The sequence below is a fragment of the Billgrantia sp. NRB1 genome (assembly GCF_056921725.1).
In genome coordinates this window covers 4,036,003-4,051,107 of sequence record NZ_CM167783.1, presented here as the reverse complement: position 1 = coordinate 4,051,107, position 15,105 = coordinate 4,036,003, and the positions used below count along the sequence as shown (strand labels likewise).

General features: G+C 65.6%; 14 protein-coding genes. 11 read left to right on the top strand and 3 right to left on the bottom strand.

Translation table 11 applies throughout. From position 1 onward, the window contains the following. Nucleotides 1–68: 68 nt before the first annotated feature. The 3 genes from ACZIYR_RS18550 to ACZIYR_RS18540 are packed head-to-tail and all read right to left on the bottom strand — an operon-like array spanning nucleotide 69 to nucleotide 3,369. Nucleotides 69–860: an enoyl-CoA hydratase-related protein gene (locus ACZIYR_RS18550; RefSeq protein WP_473031819.1), complete on the bottom strand. Its 792-nt coding sequence runs from the start codon at nucleotides 858–860 to the stop codon at nucleotides 69–71. Between the two features lie 46 nt (nucleotides 861–906). Then, the gene (locus tag ACZIYR_RS18545; protein WP_483527676.1) at nucleotides 907–1,674 is read right to left on the bottom strand and encodes an SDR family NAD(P)-dependent oxidoreductase; all 768 of its coding nucleotides are present in this window, start codon (nucleotides 1,672–1,674) and stop codon (nucleotides 907–909) included. Between the two features lie 51 nt (nucleotides 1,675–1,725). Then, entirely contained in the window at nucleotides 1,726–3,369 is a 1,644-nt protein-coding gene (locus ACZIYR_RS18540; RefSeq protein ID WP_483527675.1) for an AMP-binding protein, read from the bottom strand. A 264-nt stretch (nucleotides 3,370–3,633) separates the two neighbouring features. On the opposite strand from ACZIYR_RS18540, the gene ACZIYR_RS18535 reads away from it, so the two are divergent. The 11 genes from ACZIYR_RS18535 (at nucleotide 3,634) to ACZIYR_RS18485 (ending at nucleotide 15,099) form a co-directional block, all read left to right on the top strand. Further along, a complete protein-coding gene (locus tag ACZIYR_RS18535) occupies nucleotides 3,634–4,527 on the top strand; it encodes an enoyl-CoA hydratase/isomerase family protein (protein WP_483527674.1) in 894 nt (297 codons plus the stop codon). Continuing rightward, on the top strand, nucleotides 4,524–5,720 hold the full coding sequence (locus ACZIYR_RS18530; RefSeq protein ID WP_473031814.1) for an acyl-CoA dehydrogenase family protein: 1,197 nt from the start codon (nucleotides 4,524–4,526) through the stop codon (nucleotides 5,718–5,720). Before ACZIYR_RS18535 ends, ACZIYR_RS18530 begins: the two co-directional genes overlap by 4 nt. 9 nt (nucleotides 5,721–5,729) lie before the next feature. Continuing rightward, entirely contained in the window at nucleotides 5,730–6,872 is a 1,143-nt protein-coding gene (locus ACZIYR_RS18525; protein WP_473031813.1) for an acyl-CoA dehydrogenase family protein, read from the top strand. A gap of 42 nt (nucleotides 6,873–6,914) precedes the next feature. Next, nucleotides 6,915–8,096 carry an acyl-CoA dehydrogenase gene (locus ACZIYR_RS18520; protein ID WP_483527673.1) on the top strand — a complete coding sequence of 394 codons (1,182 nt, stop codon included), beginning with the start codon at nucleotides 6,915–6,917 and terminating at the stop codon, nucleotides 8,094–8,096. Nucleotides 8,097–8,279: 183 nt separating this feature from the next. Beyond that, on the top strand, nucleotides 8,280–9,029 hold the full coding sequence (locus tag ACZIYR_RS18515) for an electron transfer flavoprotein subunit beta/FixA family protein (RefSeq protein WP_483527672.1): 750 nt from the start codon (nucleotides 8,280–8,282) through the stop codon (nucleotides 9,027–9,029). Between the two features lie 13 nt (nucleotides 9,030–9,042). Next, nucleotides 9,043–9,969, top strand: a complete 927-nt coding sequence (locus ACZIYR_RS18510) for an electron transfer flavoprotein subunit alpha/FixB family protein (RefSeq protein WP_473031810.1) — start codon at nucleotides 9,043–9,045, stop codon at nucleotides 9,967–9,969. Nucleotides 9,970–10,075: 106 nt separating this feature from the next. After that, nucleotides 10,076–11,593: a 3-hydroxyacyl-CoA dehydrogenase gene (locus ACZIYR_RS18505; RefSeq protein ID WP_483527671.1), complete on the top strand. Its 1,518-nt coding sequence runs from the start codon at nucleotides 10,076–10,078 to the stop codon at nucleotides 11,591–11,593. 67 nt (nucleotides 11,594–11,660) lie between these two features. After that, nucleotides 11,661–12,437, top strand: a complete 777-nt coding sequence (locus ACZIYR_RS18500) for an ABC transporter ATP-binding protein (RefSeq protein WP_473031807.1) — start codon at nucleotides 11,661–11,663, stop codon at nucleotides 12,435–12,437. Continuing rightward, nucleotides 12,434–13,189, top strand: coding sequence for an ABC transporter ATP-binding protein (locus ACZIYR_RS18495; protein WP_473031806.1), 756 nt, complete (start codon nucleotides 12,434–12,436; stop codon nucleotides 13,187–13,189). The genes ACZIYR_RS18500 and ACZIYR_RS18495 overlap by 4 nt, the downstream gene beginning before the upstream one ends. Before the next feature lie 34 nt (nucleotides 13,190–13,223). Then, entirely contained in the window at nucleotides 13,224–14,111 is an 888-nt protein-coding gene (locus ACZIYR_RS18490; RefSeq protein WP_473031805.1) for a branched-chain amino acid ABC transporter permease, read from the top strand. Nucleotides 14,112–14,115: 4 nt separating this feature from the next. Continuing rightward, nucleotides 14,116–15,099, top strand: coding sequence for a branched-chain amino acid ABC transporter permease (locus ACZIYR_RS18485; RefSeq protein WP_473031804.1), 984 nt, complete (start codon nucleotides 14,116–14,118; stop codon nucleotides 15,097–15,099). Nucleotides 15,100–15,105 lie beyond the last annotated feature (6 nt).

Below are 15,105 nucleotides of genomic sequence, written 5' to 3'. Positions count from 1 at the left end.
CGCCGCCCCCTGGGCCGGCGGCACCCTCCCTCATTCCCCTTGGGGCATCACTTATAGTGCTTGCGGAGCTAGAATTTTCGGAACTGGGGCTTGCGCTTCTCCTTGAAGGCCGTGACCCCCTCCTTGGACTCCTCGGTCTCGTAGTAGAGGCTCAGGGTCTGCATGCCGAGTGCGCCGATGCCGGCGATGTTCTCGCTGTCGGCATTGAAGGAGCGCTTGGCGATGGAAAGCGCGGTGGGGCTCTTCTCGAGGATCTCGTCGCACCACTTGCGCACCTCCTCGTCGAGCTGCTCCGGCGGCACCACGGCGTTGACCAGGCCCCATTCCAGCGCCTGCTGGGCGCTGTACTTGCGGCACAGATACCAGATCTCGCGGGCGCGCTTCTCGCCGATGACCCGGGAGAGGTAGGCGGTGCCGAAGCCCGGGTCCACGGAGCCCACCTTGGGGCCTACCTGGCCGAAGACGGCGGTCTCGGCAGCGATGGAGAGGTCGCACACCACGTGCAGCACATGGCCGCCGCCGATGGCGAAGCCGTTGACCCGGGCGATGACCGGCTTGGGCACCTGGCGGATCAGGGTCTGCAGCTCCTCCACCGGTAGGCCGATGATACCGCGACCGTCGTACTGGCCCTCGTGGGCGCCCTGGTCACCGCCAGTGCAAAACGCCTTGTCGCCGGCACCGGTCAGTACGATCACGCCGATGGACTTGTCCCAACCGGCGCGGTTGAAGGCGTCGAGCAGCTCCATGCAGGTTTGGCCGCGGAAGGCGTTGTAGCGGTCGGGGCGGTTGATGGTGATGGTGGCCACACCATCGGTGACGTCGTAGAGGATGTCTTCGTAGTTTGTCGCTGAGTGGGTCATCGCAGAGCTCCTGAAAATCGCTGTAAATAAAAAGCGTCGGCTTCGGTTAGCCGGCCATGGTCAGGCCGCCGGAGACACTGATCACTTGGCCAGTGATAAAGCTGGCCTCGTCGCTGGCGAGCATCGTGATGATGCCGGGGTAGTCTTTTGGCTGGCCGATGCGGCGCATGGGCACGGCGTTGCGGAAGGCCTCGAGGAGTTTCTCCGGGTCCCGGGCGGTATTGGCTACGCCTTTGAGCAGGGCGGTATCGGTGGGGCCGGGGCAGACCACGTTGAGGGTGACGTTCTTGCTGGCGAGCTCACGCGCCAAGGTCTTGCTTAGGCCCAGCATGCCAGCTTTGCAAGCGGCATAAACGGCTTCGCCGGAGGAGCCGACCCGGGCGGCGTCGGATGCGACATTGATCACCCGGCCACCACCGGCTTCGACCATCTTCGGCAGCACCACATGGTGCATGTTGAGCGCACCGGTCAGGTTGACGGCGATTAGCGACTCCCACATGGCCGGCTCGGTCTTGAGGAATGGCATGAAGCGGTCGAAGCCGGCATTGTTGACCAATACGGTGGGGGTACCGAGATCCTGCTCGATGTTCGCCACGGTGGCCACGATAGCGTTGTAGTCGGTGATGTCGGCGGCGTAGGCGCGGCCTTGGCCGCCGGCCTCGGTGACCAGTGCAACGGTGGCTTGGGCAGCCGCCTCGTCGCGATCGAGGACCGCGACCTTGGCGCCATGCTCGGCGAACCGTTTGCTCACCGCCTGACCGATGCCGCCGCCGCCGCCGGTCACTATCACGACTCTATCTTTTAAGCCTTCCATCAGGTCTCTCTCCTTTCGGGTAGTAGGGAATCTTTGCTGTAGAGGGTGGCCTCAATCGCGCCGGCTGGCCTGCTCTCGTAGCTTGAATTTCTGAATCTTGCCGGAGGGAGTGCGCGGCAGTTCGTCGAGTACCTCCAGGAATTCCGGCTGGTACTGGCGGGTCACCTTGCGCGCGGCCAGGAAGGTGCAGACCTCCTCGAGGGTCAGCGACTCTTCGCCCTCCTTGAGGGTCACGTAGGCGCACAGCCGCTCACCAAGGCGTTCGTCGGGCTTGCCGACCAGGGCCAGCGCCTGAATCTTGGGGTGCTGGTAGAGGATGTTCTCGATATCGACGATGGGGATGTTCTCGCCACCGCGAATCACCACGTCCTTGGAACGTCCGGTGATGCGCACATAGCCCTGCTCATCGAGACGCGCCAGGTCGCCAGTGGGAAACCATCCTTCGTCATCCACGCCGTAGAGCTCCGGCTGCTTGAAGTAGCCGACGAAGAGGCTTGCGCCACGCATGTAAAGAGGGCCCTCCCGCCCGGCGGGTAGCGTGTTGCCTTCCATGTCGGTGACCTTGAGCTCCACGTAAGGCAGCGTCACTCCATCGGAATTCACGGCACGCTCTGGATCATCTTCGGGCAGTGTGGTGGTCACCGCGCCGTTCTCGGTCATGCCCCAGGCGGAGAGGATGCGCGTCGGCAGGTTCTGGGCGGCCTTCTCCACCAGGGGGCTGGGGATCGGGGCGCCGGCACACAGGAACAGCTTCAGCGACTGCAGGTCCGGGCCGTGGGCGATGGCCTGCTCGGCGATATCGGCCAGGAAAGGGGTCGAGCCGAGCATCAGGCGGGGCCGTGCGGCGCGGATGATGGCCACGGCCTCTTCCGGCAGCCAGGTGTCCTGGAGCACCACGCTGGCCTTGAGATAGACGGGCAGCATCAGGCCATAGAGGAAGCCCAGCTGGTGGGCCAGCGGGGAGGGCATGAAGATGGTGTCCTCCTCGCCTAGGGCCAGACGCTCGGCGAAGGGTCGGATATTGCTGAACAGAGTGTTGGAAGTATGCATCACTCCCTTGGGTTTGCCGGTGGTGCCCGAGGTATAGAGAACCTGCACCACGTCGTCTCCCGACGGGCGGCGTTCCCGGAACAAGGTGGCGGTATCGACCTCATCTTCCCAGGCGCGCTCTAGCAGCACCCGCTCGAAGCTGTCCTCCCCTTCGCTGCCGACCACCAGCACATGCTTGAGCTGGGGCAGTGAGCGCTGGAGTTCATGCGCCATGGCGGAATGGTCGAATTTGCGGAAGACCTGGGGGACCACCAGCACCTTGCTCTCGGCCATGCCGAGCATGAATTCCAGCTCGTGCTCGCGGAAGATCGGCATCAGGGGGTTGAGCACGGCGCCGATGCGTACGCAAGCCAGATGCAGGGCGGTCATCTGCCACCAGTTGGGTAGCTGACAGGAGATGATGTCGCCCTTCTCCACTCCCAAGCCCGCAAGCCCTGCCGCTAGGCGAGTGACCTTGTCGTTCAGCTCACGATAGCTCAGCTCGATGCGGCTGCCGTCGCTCATTCGGTAGGTGGTGATGGCAACCCGATCCCCCGCCGAGGCCACCGCCTCATCCAAATAATCTGTAATGACAATGTCATTCCAAGCACCAAGCTCGACCATGGCCTCTCTGCGCTCAGGCATCAGATTCGTATGGATTGACATATAAGCTCCTGAAAAAACAATTTATTTGTCTTTGTTGACTTCGCGGTGTGCACTGGCTTTGCTGTGCGCCTTGAGATGAAACCTAGGCCACGATAAAATTTATGTCAATATATTGTCTTTTATTTTGAGTCTGACTAGACTCGAAGCGAAATCGAATCGGCCCTGGGATCCTCACGCCCTGCCCCCTGTGCTGATCGCGTGCCGGTTTGGTGTCATCGCTGAATACGCCAGCACGGCAGATAACAACCATCGGGAGAGAGCGCCATGAGCAAGCCCGTCACTCTGACCCGCAGCGGCCGCTGCGGCCTGATCACACTCTTTAACCCGCCGGTGAATGCCCTGGGCCATGTTGTACGGTCCGGATTGATAGAGGCGCTGGCCGCCGCCCTGGAAGACCCAGCAGTGGAGTGGGTCCTGCTGCAGTCTGGCGGACGCTGTTTCTCTGCCGGTGCGGATGTCAAGGAGTTCGGCACCTCCCCCCAGGCGCCGGTGCTGCCAGACGTGATCAATGCTATCGAGGACTCGCCAAAGCCGGTGGTGGCTTGGCTTCATGGCGTCTCTCTCGGCGGCGGATTGGAGCTGGCAATGGCTTGTCACTATCGATTCGCCGCGCCCGATGCGCGCTTCGGCCTGCCGGAGGTCAAGTTGGGGCTGATCCCTGGCGCCGGAGGCACCCAGCGGCTGCCAAGGCTTGTCGGGCTGGAAGCTGCCCTTGAGCGGATACTTTCCGGCGAGCCCATTGGGGCTGGCCCGGCCCTTGAGCTAGGCCTTGTCGATGGCGTCGCTGAGCAGGGACATACCCCAGAGGAAGCACGTGTGGCCATGGCAGCGGAGCTTGCCCGAGAGGGCGTGCGTCCCACCCGGGAGCGTGAGCTCCTCTCTAACAGCGAGGCGCCGCTCGCGTGGCTGGCCACCCAGCGCGAGGCGCTGGCGCTGCCCGCCTCGGGGGATCTCGCCCCCCTCAAGGCCGTCGAGGCCCTGGAGGCGGCCATGACCCACCCCTTCGACAAGGCGCTCGCCCGCGAGCGCGAGCTCTTCCTGGAGTGCCTGGCCTCGCCCCAGCGCCAAGCCAAGGTCGAAGCCTTCCTGGCTCGCGGCCGCGACAGTCGCTCTCTTAACGGCGGCGGCGGGGACAACACAAGAGGGACCACCGCATGAATATCCATTTCAGTGAACAGGAGCTGGCCTTCCGCGACGAGGTAAAGGCCTTCCTGGCGGCTGAGCTGCCTGCCGACATCGCCGCCAAGGTGCGGCTCGGTAAGAAGCTCACCAAGCAAGACCACCAACGCTGGCAGGCGATCCTCAATCGTCGCGGCTGGTATGCCGCCAACTGGCCGGTGGAACACGGCGGCACTGGCTGGAGCGTGGTGGAGAAGCATATCTTCGAGGAGGAGTGCGCGGCGGCGGGTGCGCCGCGGCTGATCTCCTTCGGCGTCAATATGGTGGCGCCGGTGATCATCAGGTTCGGCACCCCCGAGCAGAAGGCCCACTACCTGCCGCGCATCCTCGACGGCACGGACTGGTGGTGCCAGGGCTATTCCGAGCCGGGTGCCGGCTCCGACCTGGCCGCGGTGAAGACCCGAGCAGTGCGCGAGGGCGACCACTACATCGTCAACGGGCAGAAGACCTGGACCACCCTGGGCCAGCACGCCAACCGGATCTTCTGCCTGGTGCGTACCGATCCGGAGACCAAGCCTCAGGCGGGCATCTCCTTTTTGCTGATCGACATGGAGAGCCCCGGGATCTCGGTGCGGCCGATCATCACCCTGGACGGCGCCCACGAGGTCAACGAGGTGTTCTTCGACAACGTCCGGGTGCCGGTGGCGAATCTGGTCGGTCAGGAGAACGACGGCTGGACCTGCGCCAAGTACCTGCTGACCCACGAGCGCACCGGCCAGGCCGGCGTCGGTATCTCCAAGGCGGCCCTGGCTCATCTCAAGGCGATCGCCGCACGTGAGGTGATTGACGGTCGCCCGGCTCTCGAGGAGCCCCTTCTGCGCCAGCGTATTGCCGAGGTAGAGATGCGGCTGATGGCGGTAGAGATGAGCACCCTGCGCATCCTGGCCCGGGCCCAGGCTGGCGGGGTGCCGGGGGCGGAGAGCTCGATCCTCAAGATCACCGGTTCCGAGATCCGCCAGGCGATCAGCGACCTCACCCGCCGGGTGCTGGGCCCCCACGCCCTGCCCTTCCTGGCGGAGGAGATGGCGCTTGAGCACGACGGGGAGCCACTGCATGCCGACTACAGCGCCACGCCCGCCGCCCAGTATTTCAACCTGCGCAAGCTGTCGATCTACGGCGGTTCCAATGAGATCCAGAAGAACATCCTGGCGAAGGCCCAGTTGGGCTTATAGGAGGCCACCATGGACTTTTCCTTCACTGACGAGCAGCAGATGCTGCAGGACATGCTGGCCCGCCTGGTCAGGGAGCACTATGGCTTCGAGCAGCGCGACACGGTACAGCGCAGTGAGCCGGGCTTCAGCGAGGCTTTCCAGGCCCAGCTGGCCGAACTCGGCGTGCTGGCGGTGCCCATCGACGAGGCCCATGACGGCATGGGCGGCAGCGGGGTCGAGAACCTAGTGGTGATGCAGGAGCTCGGTCGTGGCCTCTGCCTGGAGCCCTACCTGGAGTCGCAGATTCTCGGGGGCGGCCTGGTGCAGGCACTCGGCAGCGAGGCCCAGCGCGAGGCGCTGCTACCTGCCCTGGCCGCGGGTGAGCTCTTGCTTGCGGTGGCCAGCGAGGAGCCGCGCACCCACTTTCGGCCTGAGTGGACGGAGGCCTGTGCTGAGCGCACCGCCGACGGCTGGCGGCTCTCGGGCCGCAAGTCGGTGGTGATCGGCGGTCAGGCCGCCCACAGGCTCCTGGTGGTGGCGCGCACGGCGGGGGAGCCCGGCGAGTGCGACGGCCTCTCGCTCTTCCTGGTCGACCCCGCGGCGGACGGCGTGCGGCGCCGCGCCTATCCCACCATGGCGGGCCCCTGGGCCTGCGACATCACCCTCGATGACGTGAGCCTGGCCGACGACGCCCTGCTGGGCGAGGCCGGTGCGGCCCATGAGGCCCTGAACTACCAGCTGGGGCGCGCCATGGCAGCCCAGTGCGCCGAGGCAGTGGGCAGCATGCAGCAGGCCTGCGAGCTAACCCTGGAGTATCTCAAGACCCGTCAGCAGTTCGGCAAGCCCATCGGCCGTTTCCAGGTGCTCCAGCACCGCATGGTGGATATGAGTACCGAACTGGAGCTGGCCACCTCCATGGCCATCCTCGCGGCCTGTCTGGCCGACGAGCCGGCAAGTCAGGAGCGCAGCCGCCAGCTGATTGCCGCCCAGCACGTGGTGACGCGTGCGGCTCGGTTGATCGCCGAAGAGGCGATCCAGCTCCATGGTGGTATCGGCATGACCTGGGAGTACAGCCTCGCCCACCATGCCCGCCACCTGGTGATGCTGGGCCACCGCTTCGGCGATGACGATCGTCACCTCAAGGCCTACGCCGACCTTATCGAGGCCAGCTGAGCTCCGTCAGCGCCCCTAACGACAACGACAGGAACCTTTGCCATGTCCCAGATGCCCGCCTTCCACTGGCAGGACCCGCTGCTCCTCGACCAGCAGCTCACCGAGGAGGAGCGCATGGTGCAGCAGAGCGCGGCCCAGTTCGCCGCCGACAAGCTCGCCCCCCGCGTGCTGGAGGCCTTCCGTCACGAGCAGACCGACCCGGCCATCTTCCGCGAGATGGGCGAGACCGGCCTGCTGGGGGCCACCATTCCCGAGCAGTACGGCGGCAGCGGCCTCAACTACGTCTGCTACGGCCTGATCGCCCGGGAGATCGAGCGCGTCGACTCCGGCTACCGCTCCATGATGAGCGTGCAGTCCTCCCTGGTGATGGTGCCGATCAACGAGTTCGGCAGCGAGGCCACCAAGCAGAAGTATCTGCCGAAACTGGCCAGCGGCGAGTGGATCGGCTGCTTCGGCCTAACCGAGCCCAACCACGGCTCCGACCCCGGCGCCATGGTGACCCGCGCCCGCAGGGTCGACGGCGGCTATCGCCTCACCGGCAGCAAGATGTGGATCACCAACAGCCCCATCGCCGACGTCTTCGTGGTGTGGGCCAAGGACGACGAGGGCGATATCCGCGGCTTCGTGCTTGAGAAGGGCTGGGAGGGGCTCTCGGCACCGGTGATCTACGGCAAGGTGGGCCTGCGCGCCTCCATCACCGGCGAGATCGTCATGGACAACGTCTTCGTGCCCGAGGAAAACCGCTTCCCCGAGGTGCGCGGCCTCAAGGGCCCCTTCACCTGCCTCAACTCGGCGCGCTACGGCATCAGCTGGGGGGCGCTGGGCGCCGCCGAGGACTGCTGGCACACCGCCCGCCAGTACACCCTGGATCGCCAGCAGTTCGGCCGGCCGCTGGCCGCCAACCAGCTGATCCAGAAGAAGCTGGCCGACATGCAGACCGATATCTGCCTGGCCCTGCAGGGCTGCCTGCGCCTGGGCCGCATGAAGGACGAGGGCAGCGCCGCGGTGGAGATCACCTCGATCATGAAGCGTAACAGCTGCGGCAAGGCGCTGGATATCGCCCGCCTGGCCCGCGACATGCTGGGCGGCAACGGCATCAGCGACGAGTTCGGGGTGGCGCGCCACTTGGTCAACCTCGAGGTGGTGAACACCTACGAGGGCACCCACGACGTTCACGCGCTGATCCTGGGGCGGGCCCAGACCGGCATCCAGGCCTTCTGCTAGGCACTGTGAAAAGTGCCTGCGCTCGGTCATGCGGCGTTAAAAATCGGCTCAAAGTACTCATTTACAGCCCGTAAACTCCGTCTTTTCGCCGATTTTTGCCTTGCCTGACCATCGCTCGTCGACTTTTCACCCAGCGCCTAAGTCGCTCTGGTAGTTACAACAACAGTTCACGGGAGATACGTCATGAAAGTCCTCGTCGCGGTCAAACGCGTCATCGACTACAACGTCAAGATTCGGGTCAAGCCGGACAACTCCGACGTCGACCTCACCAACGTCAAGATGGCCATGAATCCCTTCTGCGAGATCGCCGTGGAAGAGGCGGTGCGGCTGAAGGAGCGCGGGGTGGCCACCGAGATCGTCGCGGTGACCATCGGTCCCAAGGCCGCCCAGGAGCAGCTGCGTACCGCGCTGGCGCTGGGCGCCGACCGTGCCGTGCATGTCGAGACCGACGAGCGCGTCGAGTCGCTGGCCGCCGCCAAGCTGCTGGCCAAGGTGGTGGACGAGGAGCAGCCGGGCCTTACGATCCTCGGCAAGCAGGCCATCGACACCGACAACAACCAGACCGGCCAGATGCTCGCCGCCCTGACCGGCCTGCCCCAGGGCACCTTCGCTTCCGAGGTGGTCATCGACGGCGACAAGGCCCAGGTGACTCGCGAGATCGATGGCGGCCTGCAGACCGTCGAGCTCTCCCTGCCCGCCATCGCCACCACCGACCTGCGCTTGAACGAGCCGCGCTACGCCAAGCTGCCCGACATCATGAAGGCCAAGAAGAAGCCGATGGACGTCAAGTCGCCGGCAGACCTGGGCGCCGAGGTGGCCTCCAAGGTCAAGCTGCTCAAGGTCGAGCCGCCGGCCGAGCGCCAGGGCGGCATCAAGGTGGGCTCCGTGGATGAGCTCGTGGACAAACTGAAAAACGAAGCCAAAGTGCTTTGAGGGAGCTGATTTCATGAGCATTCTGGTCCTGGCCGAACATCACGACGGCGCCCTGGTTGGCGCCACTGCCCACGTGGTTGCCGCGGCGCAAGCCATCGGCGGCGACATTGACATTCTGGTGGCGGGCGAGAACGTCGGCGCCGTGGCACAAGCGGCCGCCAAGCTCGACGGCGTGCGCAAGGTGCGCGTGGCCGACAACGCCGCCTACGCCCACCTGCTGGCCGAGCCCACCGCCGCGCTGCTCGCCGAGCTGGCCGGCGACTACAGCCACGTGCTGGCCGCCGCCTCCACCACCGGCAAGAATGTGCTGCCCCGCGTCGCCGCCCTCAAGGACGTCTCCCAGATCTCCGAGATCATCGCGGTGGAGTCCCCGGACACCTTCAAGCGCCCGATTTACGCCGGCAACGCCATCGCCACCGTGCAGAGCGAGGATCCGCTCAAGGTGATCACCGTGCGTGCCACCGGCTTCGATGCCGTTGGCGAAGGCGGTAGCGCCGAGGTCGAAGCGGTGGACGTCGTGGCCGACAACGCCCAGTCCACCTTCGTCAAGGAAGCGCTGGCCGAGTCCGACCGTCCCGAGCTGGGCGCCGCCAAGGTGGTGATCTCCGGCGGTCGCGGCATGGGCAGCGGCGAGAACTTCAAGCTGCTCGAGGGCATCGCCGACAAGCTGGGCGCGGCCATCGGCGCGTCGCGGGCCGCAGTGGACGCCGGCTTCGTGCCCAACGACATGCAGGTGGGCCAGACCGGCAAGATCGTCGCCCCCGAACTCTACATCGCCGTGGGTATCTCCGGAGCCATCCAGCACCTGGCCGGCATGAAGGACTCCAAGGTGATCGTCGCCATCAACAAGGACGAGGAGGCGCCGATCTTCCAGGTGGCCGACTATGGCCTGGTGGCGGATCTCTTCGAGGCGCTGCCGGAACTGGAAAGCAAACTGTAAGGAAGATCGGGATCTTCCCGGTGGCGCTCTCGATGATCTGCGGCCTCGTCGCGGATCGCTTCCAGGCGCTGCCGGAACTTGAGAGCAAGCTCTGAGGAGGTGAGGCGTGGCGGAGTCAGCGAAAGAGAGAATTGGTGTCGTCGGCAGCGGCGTGATGGGCCGCGGTATCGTCCAGCTGTTTGCTGCTGCGGGCCATGAGGTGTGGTTGCATGACAGCCACGAAGGGGCTGTCGAGGAGGGGCTGAGTTTTATTAGCGGGTTGCTGGAGCGCTCGGTGGCCAAGGGGCGGCTCGCACCGGAAGAGCGGGAGGCGACGCTCTCCCGGATTCATCTCAGTAATGGCCTGACCGGGCTCGCCGAGTGCGATCTGGTGATCGAGGCGATCGTCGAGAACCTGGAGGCCAAGCAGGCGCTGCTGCGCCAGCTGGAGGAGGTGGTGGCCAGTGAGGCGATACTGGCCAGCAACACCTCCTCGCTGTCGGTGACGCGGCTCGCCAGCGCCTGCCGCCACCCCGAGCGGGTGGCGGGCTACCACTTCTTCAACCCCGTGGCGCTGATGAAGATCGTCGAGGTGGTGCGTGGTGAGCTGACCCGCCCGGCGGTGATCGAACGGCTCGCGCGGCTGGCCCGGGATGCCGGCCACTTCCCGGCGCTGACCCCGGACACCCCCGGCTTCCTGGTCAACCACGCCGGGCGCGCCTACGCCCCCGAGGCGCTGCGCCTTCTGGACGAGGGCATCGCCACGCCGGTGCAGATCGACCGGATCCTGACATTGAGCCTCGGCTTTCGTATGGGCCCCTTCGAGCTGCTCGACCTGATCGGCCTCGATGTGACCCATGCGGTGATGGAGTCGGTCTACCGCCAGTTCTATGACGACCCCTACTACACGCCCTCCTGGCAGGTGCCGCGGCGCATCGCCGCCGGCCTGCTGGGGCGCAAGAGCGGCGAGGGGTTCTACCGCTACGCGCAGGGCAAACGGCTCGAGCCGGACGTCGTGCCGCCGCCGGCGGTCCCCGTCACGCGCCCCTTCTGGCTGGATCGCCGGGAGCCCGAGTGGCGTGAGCGCATCGCCCGACTGGCCGAGGCTGCTGGCACCTGGCTGGAGGCGGGCACGGTGCCCTCTCCGGAGGCCATCTGCCTGGTTACGCCGATAGGGAAGACGGCCAGCGATACCATCGCCGAGCGAGGCCTTCCCGCCGAGCGCACCCTGGCGCTGGAGTCCCTGGCCGGCTTCGATGCTTGCCGGGTGCTGATGCGCCATCCCGCCATCGATGAGTCGGTGCTGGCCCAGGCGAGCTGTGTATTGAGCGTCGACGGCGTGCCGGTGGAGGTGATCCATGACTCGCCGGGGTTCGTGGCCCAGCGGATCCTCGCCTTCATGACCAATATCGGCAGCGAGATCGTGCGTCGTGGCGTGGCCGAGCCGGCCACTTTGGACCGTGCCGTCACCCTGGCTCTTGGCTACCCGCAGGGTCCGCTGGCCTTCGGTGAGCGCTTCGGGCCGCAGACCCTCTCTCAGGTGCTCGCCTGCCTGCATGAGCACTACGGCGAGGCGCGCTATCGCGTCAGCCCCTGGCTGAAGCAGCGTATTGCACTGGGGCTTCCGCTACGCGATTCACTATGACACCGGGTTCCCGGTGGTGCCTCTTTTCCCCCGCTGCCTGATTATCAACAACGATAAGGGAATCTTTATGGCAGATGAGTACATACTCGAAACTCGCGGGTTGACCAAGCAGTTTCGCGGCTTCACCGCCGTGGACGATGTCAACCTGCAGGTCCGGGAAGGACATATCCACGCCCTGATCGGTCCCAACGGGGCCGGCAAGACGACCGTCTTCAATCTCCTCACCAAGTTTTTGCCGCCGACCCGCGGCGAGATCCTCTATCGCGGCGACGCCATCACCGGCATGAAGGCCAACCAGATCGCCCGACTGGGCATGGTGCGCTCCTTCCAGATCTCGGCGGTGTTCGCCCACATGACCGCGCTGGAGAACGTGCGGGTGGCGCTGCAGCGGCCCATGGGCACCTCCTTCCACTTCTGGAAGTCCGAGCGCACCCTCGAGCACCTCAACGAGCGGGCCATCGAACTGCTGGACGAAGTGGGCCTGCGCGAGTACGCCGACGTGCTCACCGTGGAGATGCCCTACGGGCGCAAGCGGGCGTTGGAAGTGGCTACCACCCTGGCCATGGAGCCGACCCTGATGCTGCTCGACGAGCCGACCCAGGGCATGGGCGCCGAGGACGTCGACCGCATCGTCGAGCTGATCCGTCGCGTGGCCAAGGGCCGCACCGTGCTGATGGTGGAGCACAACCTCAGCGTGGTGAGCCGGCTGTGTGATCGCATCACCGTGTTGGCGCGTGGGGCCGTGCTGGCCGAAGGCGACTACGCCGAGGTGTCCGCCGACCCGCGGGTCAAGGAGGCCTACATGGGCACTGAAGCGGATGCAGAAGAGGAGGCCAGCGCATGAATCAGGTAGCCGAACCGGTCGCCGACGCCACGCACTATCAGGATCACGATGGCGCCGAAATGCTGCGGGTGCGCGACCTGCACGCCTTCTACGGCGAATCGCACATCCTCCACGGCGTCGACTTCGACGTGAGGCGTGGCGAGCTGGTCACCCTGCTGGGCCGCAACGGCGCGGGGCGCAGCACCACCCTCAAGGCGATCATGAACATGGTGGGCCGGCGCACCGGCTCGGTCATGATCAACGGGAACGAGACGCTGGGCATGAAGCCCCACCGCATTCCGCGGCTAGGCATCGGCTACTGCCCGGAGGAGCGCGGCATCTTCGCCAGCCTCGACGTCGAAGAGAACCTGCTGCTGCCGCCCACGGTGCGCTCCGGCGGGATGTCTCTCGACGAGATCTACGAGATGTTCCCCAACCTCTATGAGCGGCGGCGCAGCCAGGGTACCCGACTCTCCGGCGGCGAGCAGCAGATGCTGGCCATGGCGCGCATCCTGCGCACCGGCGCGCGCATGCTGCTGCTCGACGAGATCACCGAAGGGCTCGCCCCGGTCATCGTGCAGAAACTCGGCGAAGTGCTGGTCAAGCTGCGCGACCGCGGCATGACCATCGTGCTGGTGGAGCAGAACTTCCGCTTCGCCGCGCCCCTGGCCGACCGCCACTATGTGATGGAGCACGGCCGGATCGTCGAAGAGATCAGCAAGGCCGAGCTGGCCGGCAAGCGCGACCACCTGCATTCCCTGCTAGGGGTGTGAGCTTTCTTCTTCCCTATGTTGAGGAGAACCTAACATGACGATGATATTCGGGGTGCCGTTGGCGGTGTTCATGGGCCAGCTGATGCTGGGCCTGATCAACGGCGCCTTCTACGCCCTGCTGAGCCTGGGGCTCGCGGTGATCTTCGGCCTACTGAAGATCGTCAACTTCGCCCACGGGGCCATGTACATGCTCGGGGCTTTCGCCACCCTGCTGGGAATGCGCTACCTGGGTATCAACTACTGGGCGGCACTGCTGCTGGCGCCGCTGGTGGTGGGCCTGCTGGGGATGGTGATCGAGCGGCTGCTGCTGCGCCGCATCGGCCACCTGGACCACCTCTACGGCCTGCTGCTGACCTTTGGCCTGGCGCTGATCTTCGAAGGCACCCTGGTCAATTTCTTCGGGGTCTCGGGCGCCCGCTATCCCACGCCGGAGGCGCTGCAGGGCGGCTTCCAGCTGGGCTTCATGTTCCTGCCCGTCTATCGCGCCTGGGTGCTGCTGGCGGCGCTGGTGGTCTGTCTGGGTACCTGGTTCATCATCGAGCGCACGCGGCTTGGCGCCTACCTGAGGGCCGGCACCGAGAACCCGGCGCTGATGCAGTCCTTCGGTGTCAACGTGCCGCTGCTGATTACCCTGACCTACGGCTTCGGCGTGGCGCTGGCCGCCTTCGCCGGGGTGCTGGCCGCACCGCTCTATCCGGTGTCGCCGACCATGGGCTCCAACCTCTTGATCGTGGTCTTTGCCGTGGTGGTGATCGGCGGCATGGGCTCGATCCTCGGCGCCGTGCTCACCGGCCTGGGCATGGGCCTGATCGAGGGCCTCACCAAGGTCTACTACCCCGAGGCGGCCAACACCGTGATCTTCCTGGTAATGATCCTGGTGCTGTTGATTCGACCCGCCGGTCTCTTCGGCAAGGAGGCATGACGTCATGGCCACGACGCAAACCCTGACCCCGACCATGGAGCGCCAGCGGCGCGCCAATATGCGCCGCAACCTCCTGTATCTCGTGCTGATTGCGATCGGCCTGGTGGCACCCTTCTTCGCCTACCCGGTGTTCTTGATGAAGGTGCTGTGCTTCGCGCTGTTCGCCTGCGCCTTCAACCTGCTGCTGGGCTACGCGGGGCTGCTCTCCTTCGGGCATGCCGCCTTCCTGGCCACCGGCGGCTACGTGACCGGCTACCTGTTGGCCAGCTACCCGGCGCTGACCCCGGAGATGGGCATCATCGTCGGCACCCTGGCGGCCCTGGCCCTGGGCACGGTGTTCGGTGCCCTGGCGATTCGCCGCCAGGGAATCTACTTCGCCATGGTGACCCTGGCGCTGGCGCAGATGGTGTACTTCTTCTACGTTCAGGCGCCCTTTACCGGTGGTGAGGATGGCCTGCACGGGGTGCCGCGGGGCGAGCTGTTCGGCGTGATCAGCCTGCGCAGCAACCTGGCGATGTACTACTTCGTGTTCGCCGTCTTCCTGATCGGCTTCGCCATCGTGCAGCGCGCCGTGCACTCACCCTACGGCCAGGTGCTCAAGGCGATCCGCGAGAACGAGCCGCGGGCAGTGTCGCTGGGCTACAACACCGATGCCTACAAGCTGCTGGCCTTCATCCTCTCCGCGGGCCTGGCCGGCCTGGCCGGCTCCACCAAAACGGTGGTGTTCCAGCTGGCCTCGCTGACCGACGCTCACTGGCACATGTCCGGTGAGGTGATCCTGATGACCCTGCTGGGCGGGGTGGGCACCCTGTTCGGCCCTGTGGTGGGCGCCGGCTTGGTGGTCAGCCTGCAGCATCTGCTGGCCCAGGGCGCCCTGGGCGCCTGGGTGGGTCCAATCCTGGGGGTAATCTTCGTGGTCTGCGTGCTGAGCTTCCGTAGCGGCATCGTCGGCGAGATCCTCAAGTCCTATCGAAAGAACTTTAAATAAATTGCC